Here is a 21,344-nt window from a genome sequence, read left to right as displayed (position 1 = left end):
GATTAGCATGAAAAACTGGTTTGTACCTATTGTTATCCGGTTACTGGGATGGTTGCCGCTGAGTTTCGGTCGTGCCCTGGGCGCGCTGGTGGGGTTAATGCTGTGGCACGCCAACAGCCGGCCCGCCAAAATCACCCGGGAAAATTTGCACCTTTGTTGGCCAGAGCTGTCCGACCAGCAGCGCGAGGAAATGGGGCGTCGCAGCCTTATGGAAACCGGCAAGACCGCGCCTGAGGCGGCCGCCGTTTGGTGTCGGCCGGCGAGTTGGTTGGAGCGACGGATGCTGAGCGTGGAAGGGGATGAGCTGATACACCGCCACTTGGCTGAGGGCCGTGGGCTGCTGGTTTTGGCTCCCCATTTGGGCAATTGGGAAGTGGTGGCACCGTTTTTGGCGGACTATGCACCGCTCACCGCCTTATACCAGCCTCCTAGTCTGCCGGCTTTGGATTCGCTGGTGCTCAAAGGTCGCTCTAAGGCCAATATCGATATGGCTCCCACCAATCGAAAGGGTGTAGCGCAACTGTTGAAGGCACTTAAGCGGGGCGAGATTGTCGGTATATTGCCTGATCAGGTGCCAGAGGTAGGTAATGGGGCTGAGGTGGCGCCCTTTTTTGGTCAGCCAGCTCTTACCATGACGCTGGTGCACAGTTTGATACAGCGCACCGGCTGTGCGGTGGTGAGCGTCTACGCCGAGCGTGTGCCCGGCGGTTTTAAAATGGTGGTGCTACCGGCGGATGAAGAGATTTATAGCGAGCAGCCGCAAGCGTCCGTAGCGGCATTGAACCGCAGCGTCGAGGCCTGTGTTCGTCGGGCGCCGGAGCAGTACCAGTGGGAATACAAACGTTTGCGACGGCTGCCACCCGAGTACCCGGTGCACTATCGCTCGACGCGCAAGTCATAGCCGTGCTGCGCTGCGGTTTACATTGCCTTGGGCGCTGGCTAGAGTAACTGGCGCCACGGGCATTCCAATAAGCAATCAGCGCACTAAAGACTTCATTAATGATCCCTACTGTTCCGCAAGGTTGATTAACAAAATCATGAATAGCTGTGTCCGACTCATCCTAATTTCTCTGCTTGCCGTGGCCCTGGCAGCCTGCGCAGGGCCTCGACATGTTTTGGTCAAAAAAGACCACTTCGAAGCGGCGGATCAATGTCTGCTGGCGCAGCAAGCCGGCCAGGCAACCAGTCGTGAACAACAAGAGCACATCGCCGAGACCTTGGCCCTATTACGGGAATCGCTGGAGTTGCAGCGCCGGGGCGATATGCTGGCACGAGAAATGATACGCGAGACTCGCCCGGAGCAGGTTGATCAATCTTGCCCCACCGTCGATGAACCTCGCCGTACTCAACCCGCGCAGCTCGACAAAAAAATCGTGGGGGGCAAGGAGCAGGTGCTACTGACCGACTTGGGCATCGTGAAAGGCGCGCGCATGGACACAGGCGCCACTACTTCATCCCTGGATGCGCGGGATGTGGAAATATTTGAGCGCGACGGCGATCAGTGGGTGCGCTTTAAAATCGAAGACCCGGACAACGACGGCATGATTGAACTGGAGCGCAAGCGTGTGCGCCGGGTGCTGATTACTCAGTCCAACACCGATGAGCCGGAGCGTCGCCCGGTGATTGAAATGCGTATTACCATCGGTGAAATCACACAAGTGGCTGAGTTCACCCTTTCCAACCGCAGCCATCTGGAGTTTCCCGTCCTCATTGGCCGCAATGTGCTGCGTGATTTGATGCTGGTTGATGTCGGGCAAAACAACCTAACCGAACCCCGGGCGCCGCAATCCAGTAACAGTCGGGACTGACCATGGCCCATTCGCGCATCCCCTTTTATTTGATCATCACCACGCTAGTGGTGGTGGGATTGGCTACCGCTTGGATGCGCCACCTGGAAATGGCAATTCCATTCTTTCCCGGAGAGCGTCAGGCCGTGTGGTTTGTGGAAGCGCGAGTGGACTTTGTCGCCGCAGGCGGCGAGGTGCTGGTCAGTCTTGACTTACCCGATTCGCCGCCGGGCTTTCGCATGTTTTCTGAGCATGCAGCATCGCCGGGCTATGGATTTTCCATCATCGAACACGAAGGCAATCGCCGGGGCGAGTGGTCCAAACGCAGCGCGGCCGGCCCTCAAACCCTGTACTACAAAGTCCAGCTGACGTCGGGAGAGGACCGCTCTTCGGACGCCGAGCAAGGCCCGCGCCCCCGGCCCGCCTCTGTCTATTGGGACGAACCCCTGGCCACGGCCGCCAATCAGTTGTTGACCCAGGCATTGGAGACTTCCAGTACGCCGCAAAGCCTTACCCGCGAGTTGATCAAACTGCTCAATAACGCCCAGGCGGATCAAAATGCGTCGCTTCTGCTGGAGGAGGTTCCAGAGCGTTCGCGCCTGTTGGCACGACTACTCAATCAGGCTGAGATCCCCGCGCGGGTGGTGATGGGTTTGTATCTTGAAGATGCACGCCGCCGCCAGTCGCTAACGCCCATGGTGGAGACCTATACCGATCAGGGCTGGGTGCTGTTTAACCCGACCACCGGTCAACAGGGTGTACCTGACGACCTGCTCCTCTGGCACCGGGGCGGACAGTCCTTACTGGATGTCACCGGCGGTCATGGCTCCCAGGTAAACTTTTCCATGATTCGCCAGACGGTGCCGGCCCTGGACCTGGCACAGGATCAATTCGGCAATAACTTCTTCGCTCTGTTGGGTGTGCAGCAATTGCCCATCGAAGAGCAGAGCATGTTTAAGATGCTTTTCCTCCTGCCCCTGGGCGCCGCCGTGGTAGTGTTCATGCGCATTATGGTGGGCTTGAAAACGTCCGGCACGTTTATGCCGGTGTTGATTTCCTTGGCGTTTTTGCAGACTTCGTTGGTGCCCGGCCTGCTGAGCTTTATTCTCGTCGTGGCGCTGGGGCTATTGTTGCGCACCTATCTTTCGCGCCTGAACCTATTGCTGGTTTCACGGATAGCGACCCTGGTGGTTCTGGTGGTTTTCTTAATATCCATTCTGAGCCTGCTCGGCTATCAGCTGGGCTTGAGTACCGGCATGACCATCACCTTTTTCCCCATGATCATCATTGCCTGGACCATTGAGCGCATGTCCATTTTGTGGGAGGAAGAAGGCCCCAGAGAAGTCCTGGTGCAAGGCGGTGGCAGCTTGTTGGTGGCCGTGTTGGCGTACTTGCTGATGGAAATCCCGCTCGCGGGCCACTTGAGTTTCAATTTCCCGGAACTCAATCTGGTACTGCTGGCGCTGATTATGTTGATGGGCCAATACACCGGCTACAAACTGTCCGAGCTGCGTCGCTTCCGGGCCATGGCACTGACCAAGCCGGGGGATACGCTATGAGATGGATCAGCCCCTGGCGCTTGTCGAAAATGGGCATGCTGGGTATGAACTGCCGGAACCGGGACTTTATCGGTCGCTACAATCCCCGCCACCTGTACCCGCTGGTGGACGACAAACTGAAAACCAAATTACTGGCCCAGCAGCACCAATTGGCTACCCCGTCTTTGCGCTTTGTGGTGCGTGAGCAGCACGCCATTAACCATATTGAACGCGAATTGCAGGATCTGGAGGGCTTTGTTCTGAAACCCTCTAAAGGCGCTGGCGGCAAGGGCATCTTGGTGATCGTGGGCCGCCACGGGGAAAACTTTATCAAGTCCAGCGGCGCCGAAATTGGCATTGAGGATATTCGCCGCCACATGACCAACACGCTCGCCGGCCTATACTCACTGGCCGGTGCGCCGGATGTGGTGATTGTTGAGGACTTGATTGAGTTTGACGACGTCTTTGAGGGTTACTCTCACGAGGGCGTGCCAGACATTCGCATCGTGGTATTTCGGGGCTACCCGGTAATGGCCATGCTGCGTCTGGCCACGCATGCGTCCGATGGCAAAGCCAATCTGCACCAGGGCGCCGTGGGGGTGGGCTTGGATATCGCGAACGGCCGCTGCCGTAAGGCGGTGCAATTCGGTCAACCCATCACCCTGCACCCGGATACCAAAAAACCGCTGGATCAAATCTGCATCAGCGACTGGCGGCAACTGCTGGTGCTGGCCTCCGGTTGCTACGACATGACCGGCTTGGGTTATATGGGCACCGACATAGTGTTGGATCGCAGCCGCGGACCGCAGTTGCTGGAGCTGAACGCCCGCCCTGGCCTATCCATCCAGGTGGCCAACGGCATGGGGCTACTGCCGCGCCTGCGTCACCTGGAGAGCCTTAAGGAAGGCCTGCATAAAACCCCCGAAGAGCGGGTGGATTACGTCTTGAATACCTTCGCCTCGGATACTGATGAGGAAGAGTCTCCCATCCAGGCCGCCCTGGCCTCCTGACACCCGTCGCCCCCTTACTCCGTCGCTAGAGCCGTCACAGGGTTAAGGCGTGAGGCCTTGCGGGCCGGAAGGTAGCCAAATACCAGCCCGGTAGCGAAGGCACAGCTGAACGCGAGCACCACCGGCAGCAGCGAGTAGTGAATGGGCGTGCCCACATAGGCGACCAGCGCGGCTGCGCCCAGCCCAAAGCCCACCCCAATAAGCCCACCCAGGGCGGACACCACCAGTGCTTCGATCAGAAACTGCTGCAATATGTGCCGCGTGCGCGCCCCCGTGGCCATACGCACACCGATTTCCCGTGTGCGCTCAGTGACGCTGACCAGCATAATATTCATGACACCAATACCACCCACCAACAGCGAAATGGCGGCGATGGACCCCAGCAACCAGGTGAGTGTGTCCTGAGTTTCGGCAATTGTGTCAATCAACGAAGCCATGTTGCGGATTTGAAAATCCTCCACGCCATGGCGATCCAGCAGCAGTTGGTGCACCGCATCCTGGGTTGCATCCATCAACTCGGTGTTGTCCACGGCGACGGTAACGTTGCGCAAGTGCCTCTGGCCAAAAATGCGCAGGCTGCCGGTGGTGTGCGGCACGAACACCACATCATCCTGATCATGGCCCATGGGCGAGGCACCTCGGGAGCTCATCACGCCAATGACCTGAAACAGGACATTGTTCACCATGATGTATTCGCCCAGTGGATCGGCCGAGCCAAACAGTGCGTCGGCGGAGGACTGCCCCAATACCGCCACCGAGGAATAGTTGTGTTGGTCTTCTTCCGTGAAAAAGGTCCCGTGTGCGATGGGCCATTGCCGGGCCAGAGGAAATTGGAAGGAGGTGGCGTTCACCTCAGCGCTGTGGTCGGCATTGCCGTAGCGCAGGGTTTGACCCCCGGTCAGTTCCGGAATCGCCGCCAGTACATTGGGTACCGTGGCGTTAATGGCATCCACGTCTTCCGGCACCAGGGTGGTGACACTCCAGCGCCCGCCGCGTTGGCCGGGGCCGCCGGGGCGCACCAGCAGCAGATTACTGCCCATGGCGCTGATGCTGTCCACCACCTCCTTGCGCGCGCCATCGCCGATGGCGAGCATGGTAATCACCGAGGCGACACCAATGACAATGCCCAGCAAAGTGAGTACGGTCCGAAAAATATTGCTGCTTAGGGACCGAAACGCCGTTTTGGTGCCTTCCATAAGCTCATTGCGAAAGGGCGGGTCACCGTGCAGTTTGGCGGTTTCTTCCAGAGGCTTGGCGTGCTCAACGGCCTCCGTTTTGGGGCCGGGATCGCTGATAATCCGGCCATCGCTGATATCGATGCGCCGGTGGGCGTGCTTGGCCACATCCGGGTCGTGGGTGATGAGCACTATGGTGTGGCCATCATCGGACAACTGTTGCAGCAGTTTCATCACTTCCGCGCCGCTGTGAGTGTCCAGGGCGCCCGTGGGCTCATCAGCGAGAATGATCTGGCCACCGTTCATCAGCGCTCGGGCAATGGACACCCGCTGCTGCTGGCCGCCGGAAAGCTGATTGGGCTTGTGGTCCATACGCTCGGCCAGCCCAAGCGTGCCCAGTAGCTGTTCCGCGCGGGCGCGCCGCTCGGCGGCGGAAAATGCCGAGTAGATGGCCGGCATCTCCACGTTTTCCCGGGCGCTGACGCCGGGCAGCAGATTGTAGCTCTGAAACACAAAGCCGAAGGCGGCCCGACGCAGTTGCGCCAGGCCATCTCGGTCCAGTTCGGACACATCCTGGCCATCAAAGCGGTACTGGCCCGCCGTGGGTTTATCCAGGCAGCCGATGATGTTCATCAGTGTGGATTTACCGGAACCCGAAGTGCCCATAATGGCCACGAACTCACCGGGGTAGACTTGCAGGTCCACGCCGCGCAGGACCTGGGTTTCCAGCTCACCGTTGCGGTAGCTTTTGGTAACGCCGCGCAGATTCAGCAGCGGCTGGACGTGTTCGGGTACAGCCTGGGGCATTAGCGCAGTCTCCGGGGAATGCGCTGGTCACCGCCGGAACTTTGGCCGGTGGTTCTGAGGCCGATGATCACCTCCTCGCCTTCCGTAAGGCCGGATAAAATCTCCGCGTGTACCCGGTCGGTCACGCCCACCTGAACCTCACGCTCTTCCCGCTGGCCATTGGCGGTCAACACTTGCACCTGGGCGGTTCGAGGGTTGCCAGCGGTGCGATTGCCTCTGGCTTGTCTGGGCGCTCCTTCAGAGCCCCCAAAGCGTAGGGCTGCCACAGGTAGAATGAGGGCGTCCTTCGCCTGGGCGGTGATAAAAAATACTTGTGCGGTCATCTGGGGAAGAAGGCGTCCGCCCTCATTGGGCACATCGAACAAGGCGCTGTACAGCACCACGTTGTTTTCCACTTCCGGGGTTGGCTCAATCCGGCTCAGTTCTCCTTCCCAGCGGCGGCTCTGGCTGCCCATAGTATTGAAGTAAACCGGCATGCCCGGCTCCAGTCGGCCGATGTCGGCCTCGGATACTTGAGCCTGCACGGTCATGGTGGCCAGGTCGGCGATGCGCATTAGCAAGGGTGTTTGTTGCGCCGCATTCAGCGTCTGACCCTGGCGCGCATCAATGGAAACCACAGTGCCGTCCATGGGGGCGAAGATACGCGCGTACTGGAGGTTAGCCTCCTCCGCCCGCAGGGTGGATTGGGTTTGCTCCAGCTGCGCTTCTAACGCTTCCACCTGCGCTTCGGCGGAGCGGAGATTAGCTTCAGCCACTTCCACTTGCTCACGGGTACCGGCCGCTTGCCGGACCAGATCCTGCTGCCGGCGCAACTGTATCTCCGCCAGGGTCAATTGTGCTTCGCGCTCTTTTAGCTGCGCCTGTTGATTCCGCAGTTGAGCGCGAGTGCCATCCACACGGGCCAGGTAAACTGTGGCGTCAATTTCCGCGAGTAAGTCGCCTGCCTGCACCTGATCGCCGACGTTGACGTGCAGGGTTTTCAATTGTCCGGAGACCTGAGCCCCCACATCCACAAAATTGCGCGGCTGCAAAACCCCGGTAGCGGTGACCAGAGCCTCGACATTGCCCCGGCTGACAGTGGCGGTGGCCAGCGGATCTCGGCCGCCGTCATCACGCAGTATCCACCAGAGGGCCAACACAGCCAGGATCATACACAGCGCCGTAACTAACCAGGCGCGTTTTCGGAACAGCATCGGTGCGGGCATGACTTCTCTCGCAAGGGCATAGAAACGGACCATCGCGACAAGCGCGACGATCAAAAGGATAACAACAATTATGGGGGTGTGCAGGGCGACGGGGGTGGTGCTTTACGAGGCTTTACACGGCTTTACAACAAGCAGGCGCTAACAAAAGCCCAGGTGTTATAGCCATTGGTGGGCTGAGTGGCCGGGTCTGTTACCAGTCGATGATCAGCCCGGCCGCACACGTAGAAAGGGGTTAATCACGCGGCCCACCAGACCGGTCAACTTCACCGGTGCCTCTTGAACGGACAGGCACAGGCAATCTTGATCCAGGGTGGCGGTGGGACGATGGGTTTCGCCGGGCTGCTTCATCAGAAAATCGCCCACGGAATAGGTGCCGTTCTCGTCAGAGAAGCGCCCTTGCAGAACCAGTGTCAGTTCACGCCCGTTGTGGTCGTGTTCAGCGACGGTGCCGCCTTTTTTGATCCGGTGGAAGCACACTTCGTATTTGTCCTGGCCGGTTTCCAGCCGGGCAGCTTTCAAGGCCGGTGTGACAAAGGACCAACGCACTTTGCCGGAATCTGGAATCAACTTCTGAATGACCGGCGGCAGCTGTTGAAAGGCGGGTTTGACCGCTGGTGCCGCTTTTGTCGGGTTCGGCGCCTTTTCCCCACGGCTTTCTGTGCGAATCATCGCCATTACGGAGTTAAGCGCATCTTCAGGCACGTCGACTTTGTCGGCCTGTTCCAGGCAATGGCCGCCAATGCGATTGAATTTGGCCACCTGCTCGCGGCAGCTTGGGCAGAAGTGCAGGTGGGCTGCGACGCAAATACTGACCGCCCAGTCCGTGCGACCGGCGGCGTATTCCAGCAGCAATTCGTCTTCTGGATGATACCTAGCCACGTTGCCATACCTCTGAGGTTGCCCGCGCGCCACGCAATGGCGCTCGGTTCACTGTTTTGTCTAAATTGTACATGCCCAATAGCATCATAAATTTACCGCTGATTTCAGGCGCGATAGTCCCAGCCGAATGCGCGACTTCACCGTGCCCAACGGCAGATTGAGTTCTTCCGCCAGATCCGCGTGGGATTTTCCTTCCAGGTACACCTTGAACAGGCATTCGCGCTGCTCCTGAGGTAGCTCACTCAACAGAATGTCTATGTCCCGCTGGTCCAGTGACTGCTGCAAGTAGACAAAGGGCGGGTTGTCGGTACCTTCAGACCAGATGTCCTCGGACTCCAGCGTGCTGGTGGCGGCTTCGTTACTGGCGTGCTTGCGCAGGTAATCGATGCGGCTATTTCGGGCAATGGTGAATATCCACGTGCTGGCGGAGGATTTGCGAGGGTCGAAGCCAGCCGCTTTGCGCCACACCTTAACCATCACTTCCTGCACCAGCTCGTCGGCGGATTCTGGCGTCAGGCCGCCGTTGGACAGGTAAAAACCCTTAACGAGCGGCGCGAAATGCCGGAAAAGCCGCGCAAACACGCCTTCATCCCCGGCTGTCGCCAGCCGGGCCAGCAGCTGCGACCACTCGTCCTCACGCATGGTTGTCGATGCCACAATGTTGGTTGAGCCGGGTGCTATGGCCATAGTTGCGCGCTTTGGTCACTATTAACAGATGTTGTGTATGCATATACGGCTGCCGGGCTCAGTTGGATCACTGACAAATTTTAGTCGCTGACTGATCCGCTGGTAAGGTTATTTCGTATCAACCCCCAACACAGAAACCAATCGGCCCACACATGAGCACTCTGATTGAACAAGTTAAAGAGTTTTACCGCGTATTTAACAGCTATTCCAGTGAGCACTTGTCTGGGCTTTACCACCCTCAGGTGACCTTTACAGACCCTGTGCACCAAATTCAGGGCATTGATGCACTGGATAGCTACTTACGCGCCGGTCTGGCCAATGTCACCGAATGTCGCTTTGCCTTCCACGGCGATTTGGTCACACCGGGCCGGGCCGCCCTACCCTGGACTATGACCTTCGCTCACCCAAAGCTCAACAAGGGGGAGTTGATCACGGTGCCCGGTCTCAGCCTGCTGGAGTTTGACACTAAGATTCTGGCCCAACAGGATTTCTACGATATGGGTGCCATGGTGTACGAACAGGTGCCGATACTGCGGTCTGTAGTGCGATCCATTCGCCACAGGATGCAAAGCTGAGGTTGGGGATGATTAGTAACAAGACTATCTTGATTACCGGAGCCAGCTCTGGCATCGGCCGAGCCCTGGTGCATGAATTAGCCAAAGAGCGCAATTTTCTGATCGTCTCCGGTCGCTCCGAAGCCAAACTCCTGGCCCTGGCAGAGGAGGTGAGCGCACCTATGCTGCTGTTGCCGATGGATGTGGCCGACGAGGCGCAAATGCTGGCCGCAGAAAAACGTCTCAAGGTGCAGGTGGACAGTCTGGATCTGGTCATCATGTGCGCCGGTACGTGCGAGTATCAAGACGGTTGGCAGGTGAATCCCAGCCTGCACCGGAGGGTGTTCGACACCAACTATTTCGGTGCGGTGAATACGGTGCGGATGGCTCTGCCACTGCTGAAGAACTCGCAGAGTGCGCCCCGTCTTGTGGGCGTGGGTAGTTTGTCATCACTGGTGCCCTTTCCGCGCGCAGAAGCCTATGGCGCCTCCAAAGCAGCGCTGGATTATTTTTTGGAATCCCTGCGCGTGGATGTGGCACCGATCAAAGTGGCGGTAACGATGGTGCGGCCCGGCTTTGTGGATACCCCGCTCACCCGCAGCAATGACTTTGATATGCCATTCCTCATGGCACCGGAGGTTGCCGCCAAAACAATTCTGCGCGGTATCGCCAAAGGCAAAAATACCATCCATTTTCCTCTTAAGCTCAGTTTAACGCTGGGTTTTTTCAGGGTGTTTCACGGCTTCTGGAGCCGGATCGTCGCCCCAAAACTTCGCAAGCAGGACACCTTCTAAAGATGAAAATCGCCATCATCGGAAGCGGCATTTCGGGCCTAACCGCCGCTTACCAACTGAATCGTCGTCACGCCGTTACGGTGTTCGAATCGGCCGAGCGCATTGGCGGCCACACGGCCACCATTGATTTTGAATTGGATGGCCGACAGTACGCCGTAGATACCGGTTTTATTGTGTACAACGAATGGACCTACCCCAACTTCATTCAGCTGCTTGAGGAGCTGAATGTGGCCACGCAGCCCACCCATATGGGGTTCAGTGTCAGTTGCGAAACCAGTGGCGTGGAATACGCCGGTGACAACCTCAACACGCTATTTGCACAACGCGGCAACATTTTTTCTACGAGTCATTGGCGTATGCTGCGGGACATAATGCGCTTTAACAAGAAAGCTCAGGAAGACCTGGAGCACAATCGCATTCCCGAACACATGACGCTGGGGGACTACCTTGCACGGGAAAACTATTCCCAGGCGTTCTGCCAACGCTACTTGATCCCCATGGGTGCGGCCATCTGGTCCACCTCGTGTGCGCAGATGGAGCAATTTCCGCTGCAGTTTTTTGTGCGCTTTTTCAGCAACCACGGATTGCTGAACGTCGTGAATCGGCCCACCTGGCGAGTCATTAGTGGCGGCTCGGCAAATTATTTGAAACCACTCGCCGCCAGCTTTAAAGACCGCATCCGCCTGAATACCACCATTGTCAGCATCAACCGCGGTGCCAATTGTGTGCGTCTACTCATGCAGGATGGGACCACAGAAACCTACGACGGGGTGCTGTTGGCCACCCATTCGGATCAAGCCCTGGCGCTGCTGAATGACCCTTCGCCGGAGGAGTGCGCGGTGCTCGGTGCCATCCAGTACCAGGACAACAGCGTGGTTTTGCATTGGGATGAAAGCCTGCTTCCGAAAAACCGCCGTACCTGGTCCAGCTGGAATTACCGCTTGGGCAAAGACGCTCAGGCGCTGCCCACACTCACCTACAATATGAACATTTTGCAGGGCATTGAAAGCGACAAAACCTTTTGCGTAACCCTGAACGATGACTCACGCATAGACCCCGCCAAAATTATCGGCCGTTACACCTATGCTCACCCGCAGTTCTCGCTGGAGGCGGAAGCGGCCAAGCAGCGCTGGGCGGATATCAACGGCGTTAACAACACTTGGTACTGTGGTGCCTACTGGGCCAACGGTTTTCACGAGGACGGAGTGACGAGCGCGCAGCGAGCCGCCGAAATGATCGACCGAGATCCCCTGTCGTCCCAAGTCCGAAAATCGACGCTTTCGGCGAGTTTGGCGATCTAGTCGATGAAAAGCGCAATCTACACCGGCTCCATTTTTCATCAACGACACCGGCCCCATGTGCACGCATTCCGGTATCGGATTTTTTTGATGTATCTGAACTTGAGTGAACTTGATCAGGTATTGAAGCTGTCGCGCTGGTGGTCCACGAGCCGCTTCGCGCTCGCTCGCTTTAAGCGTGAGGATTTCCACGGCGACCCCGCTGTACCCCTGGATGATGCCGTCCGGGAAACAGTTTTTCAGGCGCTGGGGACACGCCCCGACGGCGATATTTGCCTACTCGCCAACCTGCGCTATTTCGGCTACAACATGAACCCCTTGGTCACCTACTACTGTTTTAGTAAGGCCGGCGAGCTGCAGGCAATTGTGGCGGAGGTTCACAATACGCCCTGGAATGAGCGCCACGCCTATGTGATTCCCTGTGATCCAGCGGCGCCTAAACAAAGCTATCACTTTGACAAGACGTTTACCGTCTCTCCGTTCAACCCCCTGAATATGACGTACAGCTGGCGATCGACGTTGCCCGGCGAGACTCTGTCGATTCGCATCGATAACCTGATGGACGATACCTGTGTGCACAGCGCCGCGTTGTCATTGCAGCGTCGGCCCATAAGCCGCGCCAATCTTAACCGAGTACTCCTGTCCTACCCGCTGCAGACAACCAAAGTCATTGCCACGATTTACTGGCAAGCCTTGCGTTTGTGGCTTAAAAAAACACCGTTCCTCGGAAAAGACAAAACCCTCGAACAAGTACCTTCAAAAGCAAATGTGGAGCCGTTAGGCCATGAAGACCATAGACTATAAAGCCGAAAGGTTTAAACACACCTCGGGCGATGGCCTGACCGCCTATTGGGCGAAAAAAATAATGCTGCCTATGCTGGAACGTATTGCCGTAGGGCGTTTGACGTTGAGTGACGGCGATCAGACCTGGCACTTTGGTAAGCCCGATTGCGCCTCAGGCATACAGGCCCGCATTCGCGTGCACCACGCCAGCGCCTACCGGCAAGTACTGTTGGGTGGAACCATCGGCTCCGGGGAGGCCTATATGGCCGGTGCCTGGAGTTCGCCGGATCTGTTGGCGGTCATTCGCCTATTTGTTGCCAATCAGGCACTGCTAGAAAAAATGGATTCCCGTTGGAGCTGGCTAGCCAACCGCGGCTTGAGTCTGTTAGAAGCGGTAACGCCCAACACCGTGAGCAATTCAAAGAAACACATAGTCTCGCACTACGATTTGAGCAATGATTTTTTTGAGTTGTTTCTCGACCCGCAAATGATGTACTCGTCGGCGATTTACCAAAGCGATGACACTTCCCTGGAAACTGCCGCCGTTTACAAACTGGATCATATTTGCCAGCGCCTGAAACTGAACTCCGATGACCACCTGCTGGAAATCGGTAGCGGTTGGGGCGGCTTGGCGATTCACGCCGCCAAGCACTACGGTTGTACCGTTACCACAACCACCATTTCGGATCAGCAGTTTAACTACGCGCAGGCGCGCATTGCTCGAGAAGGACTACAGGGGAAGATCCAGCTGTTAAAAAAGGACTATCGCTTGCTGGAAGGACAGTACGACAAACTGGTATCCATCGAGATGGTGGAAGCTGTGGGTCACCAGTATTATGGTGAGTTCTTCAACAAGTGTTCATCTCTGCTCAAGCCCTCCGGCTTAATGCTGATGCAGGCCATCACCACGGCGGATCAGCGTTTTGACCGGGAGAAGCGCAACATTGATTTCATTCGCCGCTACATCTTCCCCGGCGGTTGTTTACCCAGTAATGCCGAGATTCTGTCCACTACGGCCTCGGCCACGGATATGCACCTAGTAGGCCTGGAAGACATCACCCAAGATTATGCACAAACCCTGCGGGATTGGCGCAAGCGCTTTTTTGATCGCTTGGATGCCGTAAAAGGCATGGGCTACAGTGAGAGTTTTATTCGCATGTGGGAGTTTTACCTCTGTTATTGCGAAGGCGGCTTTCGTGAGCGAATGGTCAATACGGCCCAGTTTTTATTCGCCAAACCGCACAATCGCGATCGCTATCTCTAAGTGACTGATCCAAACTCCTGGGCGCCCCGTACAACAGAAGGCATACCGTTAGGTGCTGAATGTTGAGTCGAGGTTACCCATGGAGTCTGGTGCGATAAGCCGCTGCGTAAACTGGCGACGGGTTTTGGGTTGTTGGCTCGAGCATCCCGCAGGAAACGGTATTTGGTTTTACCTGCTTTGGGCTTGTGCCATCGTTGGTCGCGAAACCTGGTTGCCGGTTACGCTGGCCTTGCTGCTAATTCACATCCTAGTGGTTGAATACCCTCGTCGGGAGCTGGCGTCAGCCTTGCCCTTGGCAGCGATAGGCGTGCTGCTTGATAGCGTCCTCAGCTACGTCGGATTTTTCTATTTTGAAGGTTATCTGTGGGCGCCTCCCTGGCTCGCGGCGCTTTGGCTAGGCTTCGCTCTTTGTCTTCACCGCAGTATGCGATTTTTCGCTCGGCACTGGGTGTTGAGTGTGGGTTTCGGCGGTATGGGCGGCGCCTTAAGCTACTGGAGCGGCATGAAGCTGGGGGCTGTGGCGTTCGGTTTGCCTGAGTGGCTGAGCGTCGTACTCATCGCTTCAATGTGGGCCCTGCTGTTTCCTCTGTTAATTGCTCTCAACCGCATTTTTCATGCATCTGCACCGAGGAGAATGCCGTGAACCGGGTGAACGTTCTACTGTGTTCCTGTTTGTTGCTACTCCAGGGCGTCGCCCTGGCGAGTGAATCTGAACAGCAAGGCCAATGGCAGTTGGTGGGAAAGGCCCAGTTGCGAGTGCTGTTCTTTGATGTCTATGAGAGCCGACTCTACACTGAAGACGGCCGCTACCAGGAAGGCCAAAGGCCTATTCGGTTGGACATTCACTATCAGCGGGATATCACCGCGAGCAAACTTCTCGAGCAAACCCGTAAGGAATGGCGCCATTTGGGCGTCGAGCAAGCGAAAGTAGAAACCTGGTCCGACAAACTAAAAGCCTTGTGGCCGGATGTTGGGAAGGGCGACCTACTATCCTTTGACATTGATGAACATGGCAAGGGCCGTTTTACCTACAACGGTACCCCACTTGGGGTGATCTCTGACTCTGAAATGACAACAACCTTTCTGCATATCTGGCTGTCCCCCAACACCAGCCGCCCCGAGCACCGAGCGCAGCTTATCACTCCCTGACAAGTCTGCTGGCGCGGCAACACAGCGTTGCCGTTACGGCGTCGGGGAAACGCTTATTGCCAAGCCCGCTCCAGGCGAGCCATATCGTTAACCAGCATCCAATGCCCGCCGCCCTCCTCGACCCTCTGTTGCCAACCTGCCAATCGCTCCTGGTACTCCCTGGGGTTATTGTTGTCCCCCCGCTGGCGTTTTACATTTACCGCAACCACGTGAACCGAATCCAGGTTTGCCTTCACCTCCCGGTCCAGCCAGGGTGGTAGGTCCTCGTGCAGATCCGACAAAATGAACAGGTGTTTTTGTCCCGCTTCCATCTCATGCAAATAGTCACTGGCCAACAGTATGCCGCCGGTAATATCGCTGTGATGGCTGGGTACCCGAAACTTATCCAAAAAGCCGTCCACCTGGGACTGAAACAGCCGTTTTTGTTGGCTAGCGACACTGGGCCGGTGATCGAAGGTCGCCTGGGCAATCACATTGCGTTCGGTAAAGCTGCTGTTGTCAATGAACGCAATCGCCAGGGAATCGCCGCTGTTCAGGTTGGCCAGCAAATAGTTGCTCAGGGTGCGCGCCTGTTGCAACTCGCTGGCGTAGTCTCCTGAAATGTCGATCAGTATAAACGCGGCCCGGCGGTTGTCCGGCGGTGCGCCACAGCCGTGCAGAAGCAGCACGGCGAGCGCAGCCAACACCATAACGATGTTGTACGATTTCAGAAAAAAGAGGCTATGCGTTTTCATTGCTTAGGCCTCCTGAACGTTGAACGGCAAGTCGTCTGCGACATCGTCCACCGTGCGCGAGCGACGACTGGTGGCTTTGCGTTTCTTGGGCCCCACAGGCGCGCTTTCGTCCTCGGCGTCCAGTTCTGATGCTTCGAGGCGGGCGTTCTGGGTAGAATTCTCTCTGTGCCACTTCACCGCCCGTTCGATACTGAGCGGAATCATAATCAGCAGATCGTAGAAGCTCACCAGCATCTTACTCAGATGATTCGCCATACCACCGGTGGTGCGAATTAGGACGCGCAATGTGCGCAGAAATCCCAACAGCAACAGGCCGAGGACCGTGCGCAGAGAGTGTACAAACGATTCCAGAGGGATGCCCACAAAGGCCAATGCAAAAGGCAGAATAAAACCAAGCACCAATTGACCGATGGAAGGAATCCAGCGGAACTGCGCTTCTGCCACTGTGGCGCCTGCCAGGGATTGCGCCAATGCCTCACGGTCCAGCGCCAGCAGATCGCGCATGTACGCCAAGGAGGCTTCAATGCTCGCAAAGATCACCAGTATGGTAAAAGCGGCAATGGCGATGCGTTTGCGCATCTTGTCGTCCAGACTGCCGATCACAGGAAACAAACGCGTAATCTGCAAGGCTTCCAGCAGAAACAGCCCCATGGTGATCTCCATCATGATAATCACCAGCGCCGCCACATCCGACGTGCGTACGGAGCCGATATAACTGGCGCCGCCGACCATTTCGGACATGGGCAGAGCGATCAAGTGGAAGTTGATAATGCCCCCGAACGCGGCGATAACCAGTACCAAGCTGGCGATAAAAAACTGCGTCAGGGACGAGGCTGTGAGCGAGTTCACAGCTTTGTCTTCCGCTTTGCGTAAGCTCTCATAATCAGCCATGTGACGATCGATAATTTTACTGCGCTCCTCCAGCCCGGTGAGCATGTTCTGAACTTTGCTCATGGTGCTGTTTAGTGTGCGCCACTCCGGTTGCATGCTATTGAGGATTTTATGCCGCTCGTTGGCATTTTTTTGGTACGCCTTGAAGCTCTGCTGGTGGGAATTCTCCACAGCGTCCTGGATGTTTTCCAGAATCTTTACCACCGCCGGGTCGCCCGAGGTGGGCAACGAGGCAATGGTGTCCATCACTTCCGACCAAGCCGGTGGCAGCAGGACTTCCCCACTGGCTTCGTGGTAGTCGTCCTGAATTTTTTGCAATGTATCGGCCAGCTTGCGGTGCAAACTCGGATACTGGCTCAAATCCCGCTCGACAATAGCATTGATGCGGTGGAACTCTCGTTCAACGGCCTTTTCGGACGCTTCGCGCCCCATGGCCAGCAGTACATCGCGATTGCGTTCCTTGACTCGCTCTTCCAATTGGCGAATGCTCGCCGATGCGAGGCGCAGGCTGGTGTATATGGCCCGGCCTGTACTGCGCAAAAGTTGATGGCCGTGCGGCCGGCCGGCATAAAGTAATGTGATGCAGATCACAAGCCAGATGGCCAGCGATAGCGCTGGCGAGTCTGACCAAACATAAAAAATATTCGTCAACATGATGTTCACCCTGTGTGTTATATAAAGTTTTGGCAGGCGGCATGCCTGATACAGAGTGAGTATCCAACACGCTGGTGAAAAATCTGTGAGTTACTGTTTTTGGGGACGGGTGGTGAGTGAGTCTCCTTGGTTGGCATTTCCTATCAAAGCCCTAAAAACGTCTTGAGCTGCAGCAATGATTTTCTTAATAACCGTTGGGGTAGGGTTTGGCGATTTACCTCCGGGACACGCCGTAGATACGTCCATGTAGGCTCGGCACCGACATCCATGTCGGTGACGGTCCCGGAGGTAACTCCCCAAACCCTGCGGACCGACTGGTGCCACTAAGCTCTTGTCCGCTTTGGTAAATGCTTGCTCCGCACTCTGCTTAGATTGCCAATCCGCTTATCTCCCGGATGTATCAGCGTGGCACGGCGGAGAGTGGGGTAGATACCTCCCGGACTGTCGCAGACAGGAAGTCTGCGTCATGCCCCCAGGGAAGGGTTTCACTGGGCACGTCCATGTGCCCAGCCCTACGGGCAGCCTACGGCTGTGCTAATCGTCTTTCCTGACGATTAGTTCGGCGTGTCCGGGAGGTATCTACCCCACTCGCAGCACTAGACCAAAGCGCAATCCCTTCATTCCGTATCGATAGTAAAGTGCTACACTCAAACAAAAACGCTAAAGGCAAGGCACATGGCCAGCATTCTCTGGGTAGAAGATCAGTCTCACTGGGTGGATCGCTTCAAGCCGATCCTGGAAGAGACGGTGTTCGACCAAAAGCCTACCGACGTACACCTGTTCCGCTTTGCCGAGGCCGCTTGCCAGCACATTCGTTTGGCCAAGCAAGCACCCGATCTCGCGCTGCTCGACGCGCACATGAACGGTAATGATGAAGCGGGCTTTTCCGTTTCCCGCGCACTGCAAAAAAAATGGCCCGACGTACCCATACTCTACCTTTCAGAACACAGCGGAACAGGTATAGAACAGCAGGCTTTTGAAACGACTGGCGCCGTGGACTTTATCGCCAAACATCAACGCAATATCGAATCGGTACTCTGTTGGCGCATACGCGCGGCCTTGCGACAGAGCGCGCTCAGTCGGCCAGGGTCTCAGGCCGTGGGCGATGTGCTGCACTCGGGCGACCTCACACTGGATACCGTAAGCTGGGAAGTTTACTGGAAGGGACAGAAACTCATGAACCCCGCCAACCACAAACGGCCACTGGCGCCCACGCCGAGAAAAATCCTGCGCTATCTGGTGGAGGCCGCACCACAGCCGCTGAATACGACACAAATTGCCGGTCATCTGGATGCCGACCCGGAGCGATTTTCCTATGCCAATTATCGGCAACACATTCGTACCCTTCGCCTCTCCTTTGACCAGGCGATGGGAGGGAGTGGCGAGTTTTTGGAGCTGTGTCGAAACGGCACCGGTATTGTCACTTTTGGCGATGAAGGCGCCTACTTCTGGAAGCCTAACCGATGAGCAAAGATAACAACATGAAACCGCCCGATAGCCGGGTGCACAAAGTAACTTTTCCTTGGCTGAGCACGCTCGCTGGCCTCGCGCTGATTTTGTACCTTCTGGCATTGAGTGACCCTGGACTGCTGAACTTCTACGACATTCCCGCCATCTGGCTTAGGGACGAGATCAAATACCTATTTTTAGCGGTGTTCGTGTGTTTGCTATTTCGGGATTTGATCCGTTACCACCGTCAGTACCGAAACCAGGGGAAAGATATTAAGAGGCTGCGCAATCAGGTCACTGAATTGTGGCAGAGCAAAAAGCAACTGCAGTTAAAAGCCCACACCTACTCTGGTCACGCGGATAAGCTCAAATTATTTATCAGCGACAAGCTGCTGGATTACATTGAGTACGATGAAAAATTCTTACATTTCAAAAGTATTGCAGCAGAAGTTAGGCACAACGGCGTAATCAGCTTCGATAAAGTACAGACTGTACTGAAAGATCTGGCCAACGCCGAGGCCGACAGGGCCCCCGACCATCAAGACGTTCAGGCCGCCCTCGAAGCTATGCGCTATCTATGGGATCTGCTCGACCTTTCCACGGCGGACAACCTGGCTCTACATATTGGCAATTTGTTGTGCGAATGCGAGGAACACTACTGCCAGCAGATGTTGGACGTAGCGGATGCCCCGCTTCTGCCCTACGAACCCGTCTACTCACCTCAAGCTGCGGCCTGGAGAGCCTTGGGCTTGGTGCGCTCCGAACCACTGTCACCGCTTTTGGATCAGCAGGACTATCGGCTGGTCGATTCTCAATGGTTTGTAAACTTGTCCACGGTGGGCAGCTTGCTGGGCAATGAAAACCATTTGGTACTGCTGCTGGAAAACCTACTCAAAAATGCTCAGTTTTTTTCCGGCAAGCGCGGTTACAAAGTGCCTTTCGCCCCCGTTGCGCTGACCTTGGCGGAAAATCAAGGCTACGCCCATGTGTGTGTCTACAACCGCGGGCCGCATATTCGTGAAGAAGACCGGCCCAACCTGTTCCAACTGGGTTTTTCCACCCGGCGCGCCCGCGAGCATCATGGCCGCGGCCTGGGCCTGTATTTTGTCAATGAAATCGTCAAAGGCTATGAGGGCCAGATACAGGTGCACAACATCTATACGCCAGAAGCCAGTTACACCGTGCGTTTGGAGCTGGACAATGGAGATATTCTGACTGACCGAGTGGAAGTGGTTTTGGTCGATGGCCAACCTCAATGCCGAGCGCCGGAGGGCGGCTACGAAGAAGCCAGAGAGTGGCCCCTGGATGCCGCGCTACGCAGCGTGGAAGTCACGGCCGTCAGTGAGCAGCTCCACGAAGCCACCCAGCGGCTCGAGGCGTTTGCCACCAAGGGTAAACAAGAGCGGTTCGATCCCGCCCATCCAGAGCGCCCCTTTTGGCGTCTGAGCTACCAACCCCAACGCAGTGCTCGACGCCTCTGCTTTGAGCCCATGGACATTAGCGGGGTTCAGTTCGATGTACTGTTGCCCACGGCGGCGCAACGTCTGGATAACACTGAGCTCGATCTCGCCGAAGACATCGATGCGGAAGTTGAACGCCTGGATGAGCGCTTTCGGGCGCGAGTGGTCCAGGGGGGGTCGACCTGACCGTTCGAACCTTTGTTTGCGGTAAATCAAAGTGTCCGTTCGAGCACCGTGCTACTTTTTCTGGACTCAACGCCCCTGAAGAGAGTCCACACCATGCCCGAACGCATCCTGATTATTCAAGGCCACCCCGATAACAGCGAAGGTCACCTGTGCCACGCCTTGGCCGACGCTTATGCCGAGGGCGCACAAAGAGCCGGGCGCACAGTCAAGCATCTGGATATCGCGGCCCTGGATTTTCCGCTTTTGCGCAGCAAGCAAGAGTGGGAGCACGGCAGCGTGCCCCCGGCGCTGGAAGAGGCTCAAGAGGCCATCGAGTGGGCCGAGCACCTGGTGTTGGTGTTCCCACTGTGGCTGGGTGATATGCCCGCGATGGTAAAGGGCTTTCTGGAGCAGGTGGCGCGGCCGAGCTTTGCGTTTAATCAAGAGAAGTCGAATCCGTTTGCCCGCAAGCGGCTGATTGGTCGTTCTGCCCGGGTGGTAGTCACCATGGGCATGCCCGCGCTGGTGTACCGGTGGTACTTTCGCGCCCATAGCATCAAAGCCTTGGAGCGAAATATTTTGGGCTTTGTGGGCTTTGCGCCTGTGGATGAAACATTGATTGGCTCGGCCGGGCTCATGAAGCCCGACACGGCCAAAAAGTGGTTGAGTAAAATGCGTAAACTGGGCGAGAAAGGCGCCTAGCAAGCGGTTGAAAGCGACCTTGCATCGCTGGGTCGCCTTCAACGATTAAACAATCTGCTGACTAAGGCTTTTTGAAAAAGGTTAGGAACGCGCCTGCAGCCACTGCCGCTGCCCCGAGTATGAAGTACCACATGGTGGCGTCTGTGAAGCGCCCGGTAACAGCTTCTGTTACCTGATCTCCAATTGCCTGGGATGATTGCCAACCGAAGAAAAGCAGTAAAACACCCACCACCAGTAACACTATGCCGACAAGTTTTGGTGCACCCATAAGTCACTCCTTTTTAAGGTTGATTGTAGGTTCCCGTGCCGTAATTTGAATACGGCGTTGATGCGTGGCATCGAACACAGCGCCACCCTTT

21 protein-coding genes are annotated in these 21,344 nt (G+C 56.5%); 14 read left to right on the top strand and 7 right to left on the bottom strand.

The annotated features are described in order from the left end of the window. Nucleotides 1-7: 7 nt before the first annotated feature. The 4 genes from RBH33_RS08875 (at nucleotide 8) to RBH33_RS08860 (ending at nucleotide 4,335) form a co-directional block, all read left to right on the top strand. Nucleotides 8-901, top strand: coding sequence for a lysophospholipid acyltransferase family protein (locus RBH33_RS08875; RefSeq protein WP_306731818.1), 894 nt, complete (start codon nucleotides 8-10; stop codon nucleotides 899-901). A gap of 136 nt (nucleotides 902-1,037) precedes the next feature. Next, nucleotides 1,038-1,808, top strand: coding sequence for an ATP-dependent zinc protease family protein (locus RBH33_RS08870; RefSeq protein ID WP_306731817.1), 771 nt, complete (start codon nucleotides 1,038-1,040; stop codon nucleotides 1,806-1,808). Between the two features lie 2 nt (nucleotides 1,809-1,810). After that, the gene (locus RBH33_RS08865; RefSeq protein ID WP_306731816.1) at nucleotides 1,811-3,346 is read left to right on the top strand and encodes a UUP1 family membrane protein; all 1,536 of its coding nucleotides are present in this window, start codon (nucleotides 1,811-1,813) and stop codon (nucleotides 3,344-3,346) included. Next, entirely contained in the window at nucleotides 3,343-4,335 is a 993-nt protein-coding gene (locus RBH33_RS08860) for an alpha-L-glutamate ligase-like protein (protein WP_306731815.1), read from the top strand. Before RBH33_RS08865 ends, RBH33_RS08860 begins: the two co-directional genes overlap by 4 nt. Before the next feature lie 14 nt (nucleotides 4,336-4,349). Here RBH33_RS08860 and RBH33_RS08855 read toward each other — a convergent pair whose 3' ends face one another. The 4 genes from RBH33_RS08855 to RBH33_RS08840 all read right to left on the bottom strand — a co-directional run bounded on the left by RBH33_RS08855 (nucleotide 4,350) and on the right by RBH33_RS08840 (nucleotide 9,088). Next, on the bottom strand, nucleotides 4,350-6,317 hold the full coding sequence (locus RBH33_RS08855; RefSeq protein WP_306731814.1) for a MacB family efflux pump subunit: 1,968 nt from the start codon (nucleotides 6,315-6,317) through the stop codon (nucleotides 4,350-4,352). Then, nucleotides 6,317-7,522 carry an efflux RND transporter periplasmic adaptor subunit gene (locus tag RBH33_RS08850; RefSeq protein WP_306731813.1) on the bottom strand — a complete coding sequence of 402 codons (1,206 nt, stop codon included), beginning with the start codon at nucleotides 7,520-7,522 and terminating at the stop codon, nucleotides 6,317-6,319. Before RBH33_RS08850 ends, RBH33_RS08855 begins: the two co-directional genes overlap by 1 nt. Before the next feature lie 204 nt (nucleotides 7,523-7,726). Then, nucleotides 7,727-8,401 (bottom strand): ChrR family anti-sigma-E factor, encoded by a 675-nt coding sequence (locus RBH33_RS08845; RefSeq protein WP_306731812.1) that lies wholly within the window; start codon nucleotides 8,399-8,401, stop codon nucleotides 7,727-7,729. Between the two features lie 84 nt (nucleotides 8,402-8,485). Further along, complete coding sequence (locus RBH33_RS08840; RefSeq protein WP_306731811.1) at nucleotides 8,486-9,088, bottom strand: sigma-70 family RNA polymerase sigma factor; 603 nt, start codon at nucleotides 9,086-9,088, stop codon at nucleotides 8,486-8,488. 152 nt (nucleotides 9,089-9,240) lie between these two features. Here RBH33_RS08840 and RBH33_RS08835 point away from each other — a divergent pair, with 152 nt between their 5' ends. The 7 genes from RBH33_RS08835 (at nucleotide 9,241) to RBH33_RS08805 (ending at nucleotide 14,930) form a co-directional block, all read left to right on the top strand. After that, nucleotides 9,241-9,663 carry a nuclear transport factor 2 family protein gene (locus RBH33_RS08835; protein WP_306731810.1) on the top strand — a complete coding sequence of 141 codons (423 nt, stop codon included), beginning with the start codon at nucleotides 9,241-9,243 and terminating at the stop codon, nucleotides 9,661-9,663. 8 nt (nucleotides 9,664-9,671) lie between these two features. After that, nucleotides 9,672-10,436, top strand: coding sequence for an SDR family NAD(P)-dependent oxidoreductase (locus tag RBH33_RS08830; protein ID WP_306731809.1), 765 nt, complete (start codon nucleotides 9,672-9,674; stop codon nucleotides 10,434-10,436). Between the two features lie 2 nt (nucleotides 10,437-10,438). Next, the gene (locus tag RBH33_RS08825; protein ID WP_306731808.1) at nucleotides 10,439-11,737 is read left to right on the top strand and encodes an NAD(P)/FAD-dependent oxidoreductase; all 1,299 of its coding nucleotides are present in this window, start codon (nucleotides 10,439-10,441) and stop codon (nucleotides 11,735-11,737) included. Nucleotides 11,738-11,740: 3 nt separating this feature from the next. Further along, on the top strand, nucleotides 11,741-12,538 hold the full coding sequence (locus RBH33_RS08820; protein ID WP_306731807.1) for a DUF1365 domain-containing protein: 798 nt from the start codon (nucleotides 11,741-11,743) through the stop codon (nucleotides 12,536-12,538). Further along, entirely contained in the window at nucleotides 12,519-13,781 is a 1,263-nt protein-coding gene (locus RBH33_RS08815) for an SAM-dependent methyltransferase (protein WP_306731806.1), read from the top strand. Before RBH33_RS08820 ends, RBH33_RS08815 begins: the two co-directional genes overlap by 20 nt. 124 nt (nucleotides 13,782-13,905) lie before the next feature. Beyond that, nucleotides 13,906-14,424 (top strand): DUF2878 domain-containing protein, encoded by a 519-nt coding sequence (locus RBH33_RS08810; RefSeq protein ID WP_306731805.1) that lies wholly within the window; start codon nucleotides 13,906-13,908, stop codon nucleotides 14,422-14,424. Beyond that, entirely contained in the window at nucleotides 14,421-14,930 is a 510-nt protein-coding gene (locus RBH33_RS08805; protein WP_306731804.1) for a chalcone isomerase family protein, read from the top strand. The genes RBH33_RS08810 and RBH33_RS08805 overlap by 4 nt, the downstream gene beginning before the upstream one ends. A 53-nt stretch (nucleotides 14,931-14,983) precedes the next feature. On the opposite strand, the gene RBH33_RS08800 is transcribed toward RBH33_RS08805, so the two are convergent. Both RBH33_RS08800 and RBH33_RS08795 read right to left on the bottom strand, forming a co-directional pair. After that, nucleotides 14,984-15,664, bottom strand: a complete 681-nt coding sequence (locus RBH33_RS08800) for a vWA domain-containing protein (protein WP_306731803.1) — start codon at nucleotides 15,662-15,664, stop codon at nucleotides 14,984-14,986. Nucleotides 15,665-15,667: 3 nt separating this feature from the next. Further along, the gene (locus RBH33_RS08795; protein ID WP_306731802.1) at nucleotides 15,668-17,209 is read right to left on the bottom strand and encodes a hypothetical protein; all 1,542 of its coding nucleotides are present in this window, start codon (nucleotides 17,207-17,209) and stop codon (nucleotides 15,668-15,670) included. A gap of 675 nt (nucleotides 17,210-17,884) precedes the next feature. Between RBH33_RS08795 and RBH33_RS08790 the strand changes: the two genes are divergently transcribed. From RBH33_RS08790 to RBH33_RS08780, 3 genes are all read left to right on the top strand, one after another. Then, nucleotides 17,885-18,676 (top strand): response regulator transcription factor, encoded by a 792-nt coding sequence (locus RBH33_RS08790; RefSeq protein ID WP_306731801.1) that lies wholly within the window; start codon nucleotides 17,885-17,887, stop codon nucleotides 18,674-18,676. Then, the gene (locus RBH33_RS08785) at nucleotides 18,673-20,304 is read left to right on the top strand and encodes an ATP-binding protein (RefSeq protein WP_306731800.1); all 1,632 of its coding nucleotides are present in this window, start codon (nucleotides 18,673-18,675) and stop codon (nucleotides 20,302-20,304) included. Before RBH33_RS08790 ends, RBH33_RS08785 begins: the two co-directional genes overlap by 4 nt. 93 nt (nucleotides 20,305-20,397) lie before the next feature. Next, the gene (locus tag RBH33_RS08780) at nucleotides 20,398-20,985 is read left to right on the top strand and encodes an NAD(P)H-dependent oxidoreductase (RefSeq protein ID WP_306731799.1); all 588 of its coding nucleotides are present in this window, start codon (nucleotides 20,398-20,400) and stop codon (nucleotides 20,983-20,985) included. 61 nt (nucleotides 20,986-21,046) lie between these two features. On the opposite strand, the gene RBH33_RS08775 is transcribed toward RBH33_RS08780, so the two are convergent. Then, entirely contained in the window at nucleotides 21,047-21,253 is a 207-nt protein-coding gene (locus tag RBH33_RS08775; RefSeq protein WP_306731798.1) for a DUF3185 family protein, read from the bottom strand. Nucleotides 21,254-21,344: the final 91 nt, after the last annotated feature.

The organism is Marinimicrobium hydrolyticum (genome assembly GCF_030848505.1).
GTDB lineage: Bacteria > Pseudomonadota > Gammaproteobacteria > Pseudomonadales > Cellvibrionaceae > JAVDDU01.
This window is presented reverse-complemented; position numbering and strand designations above follow the sequence as displayed.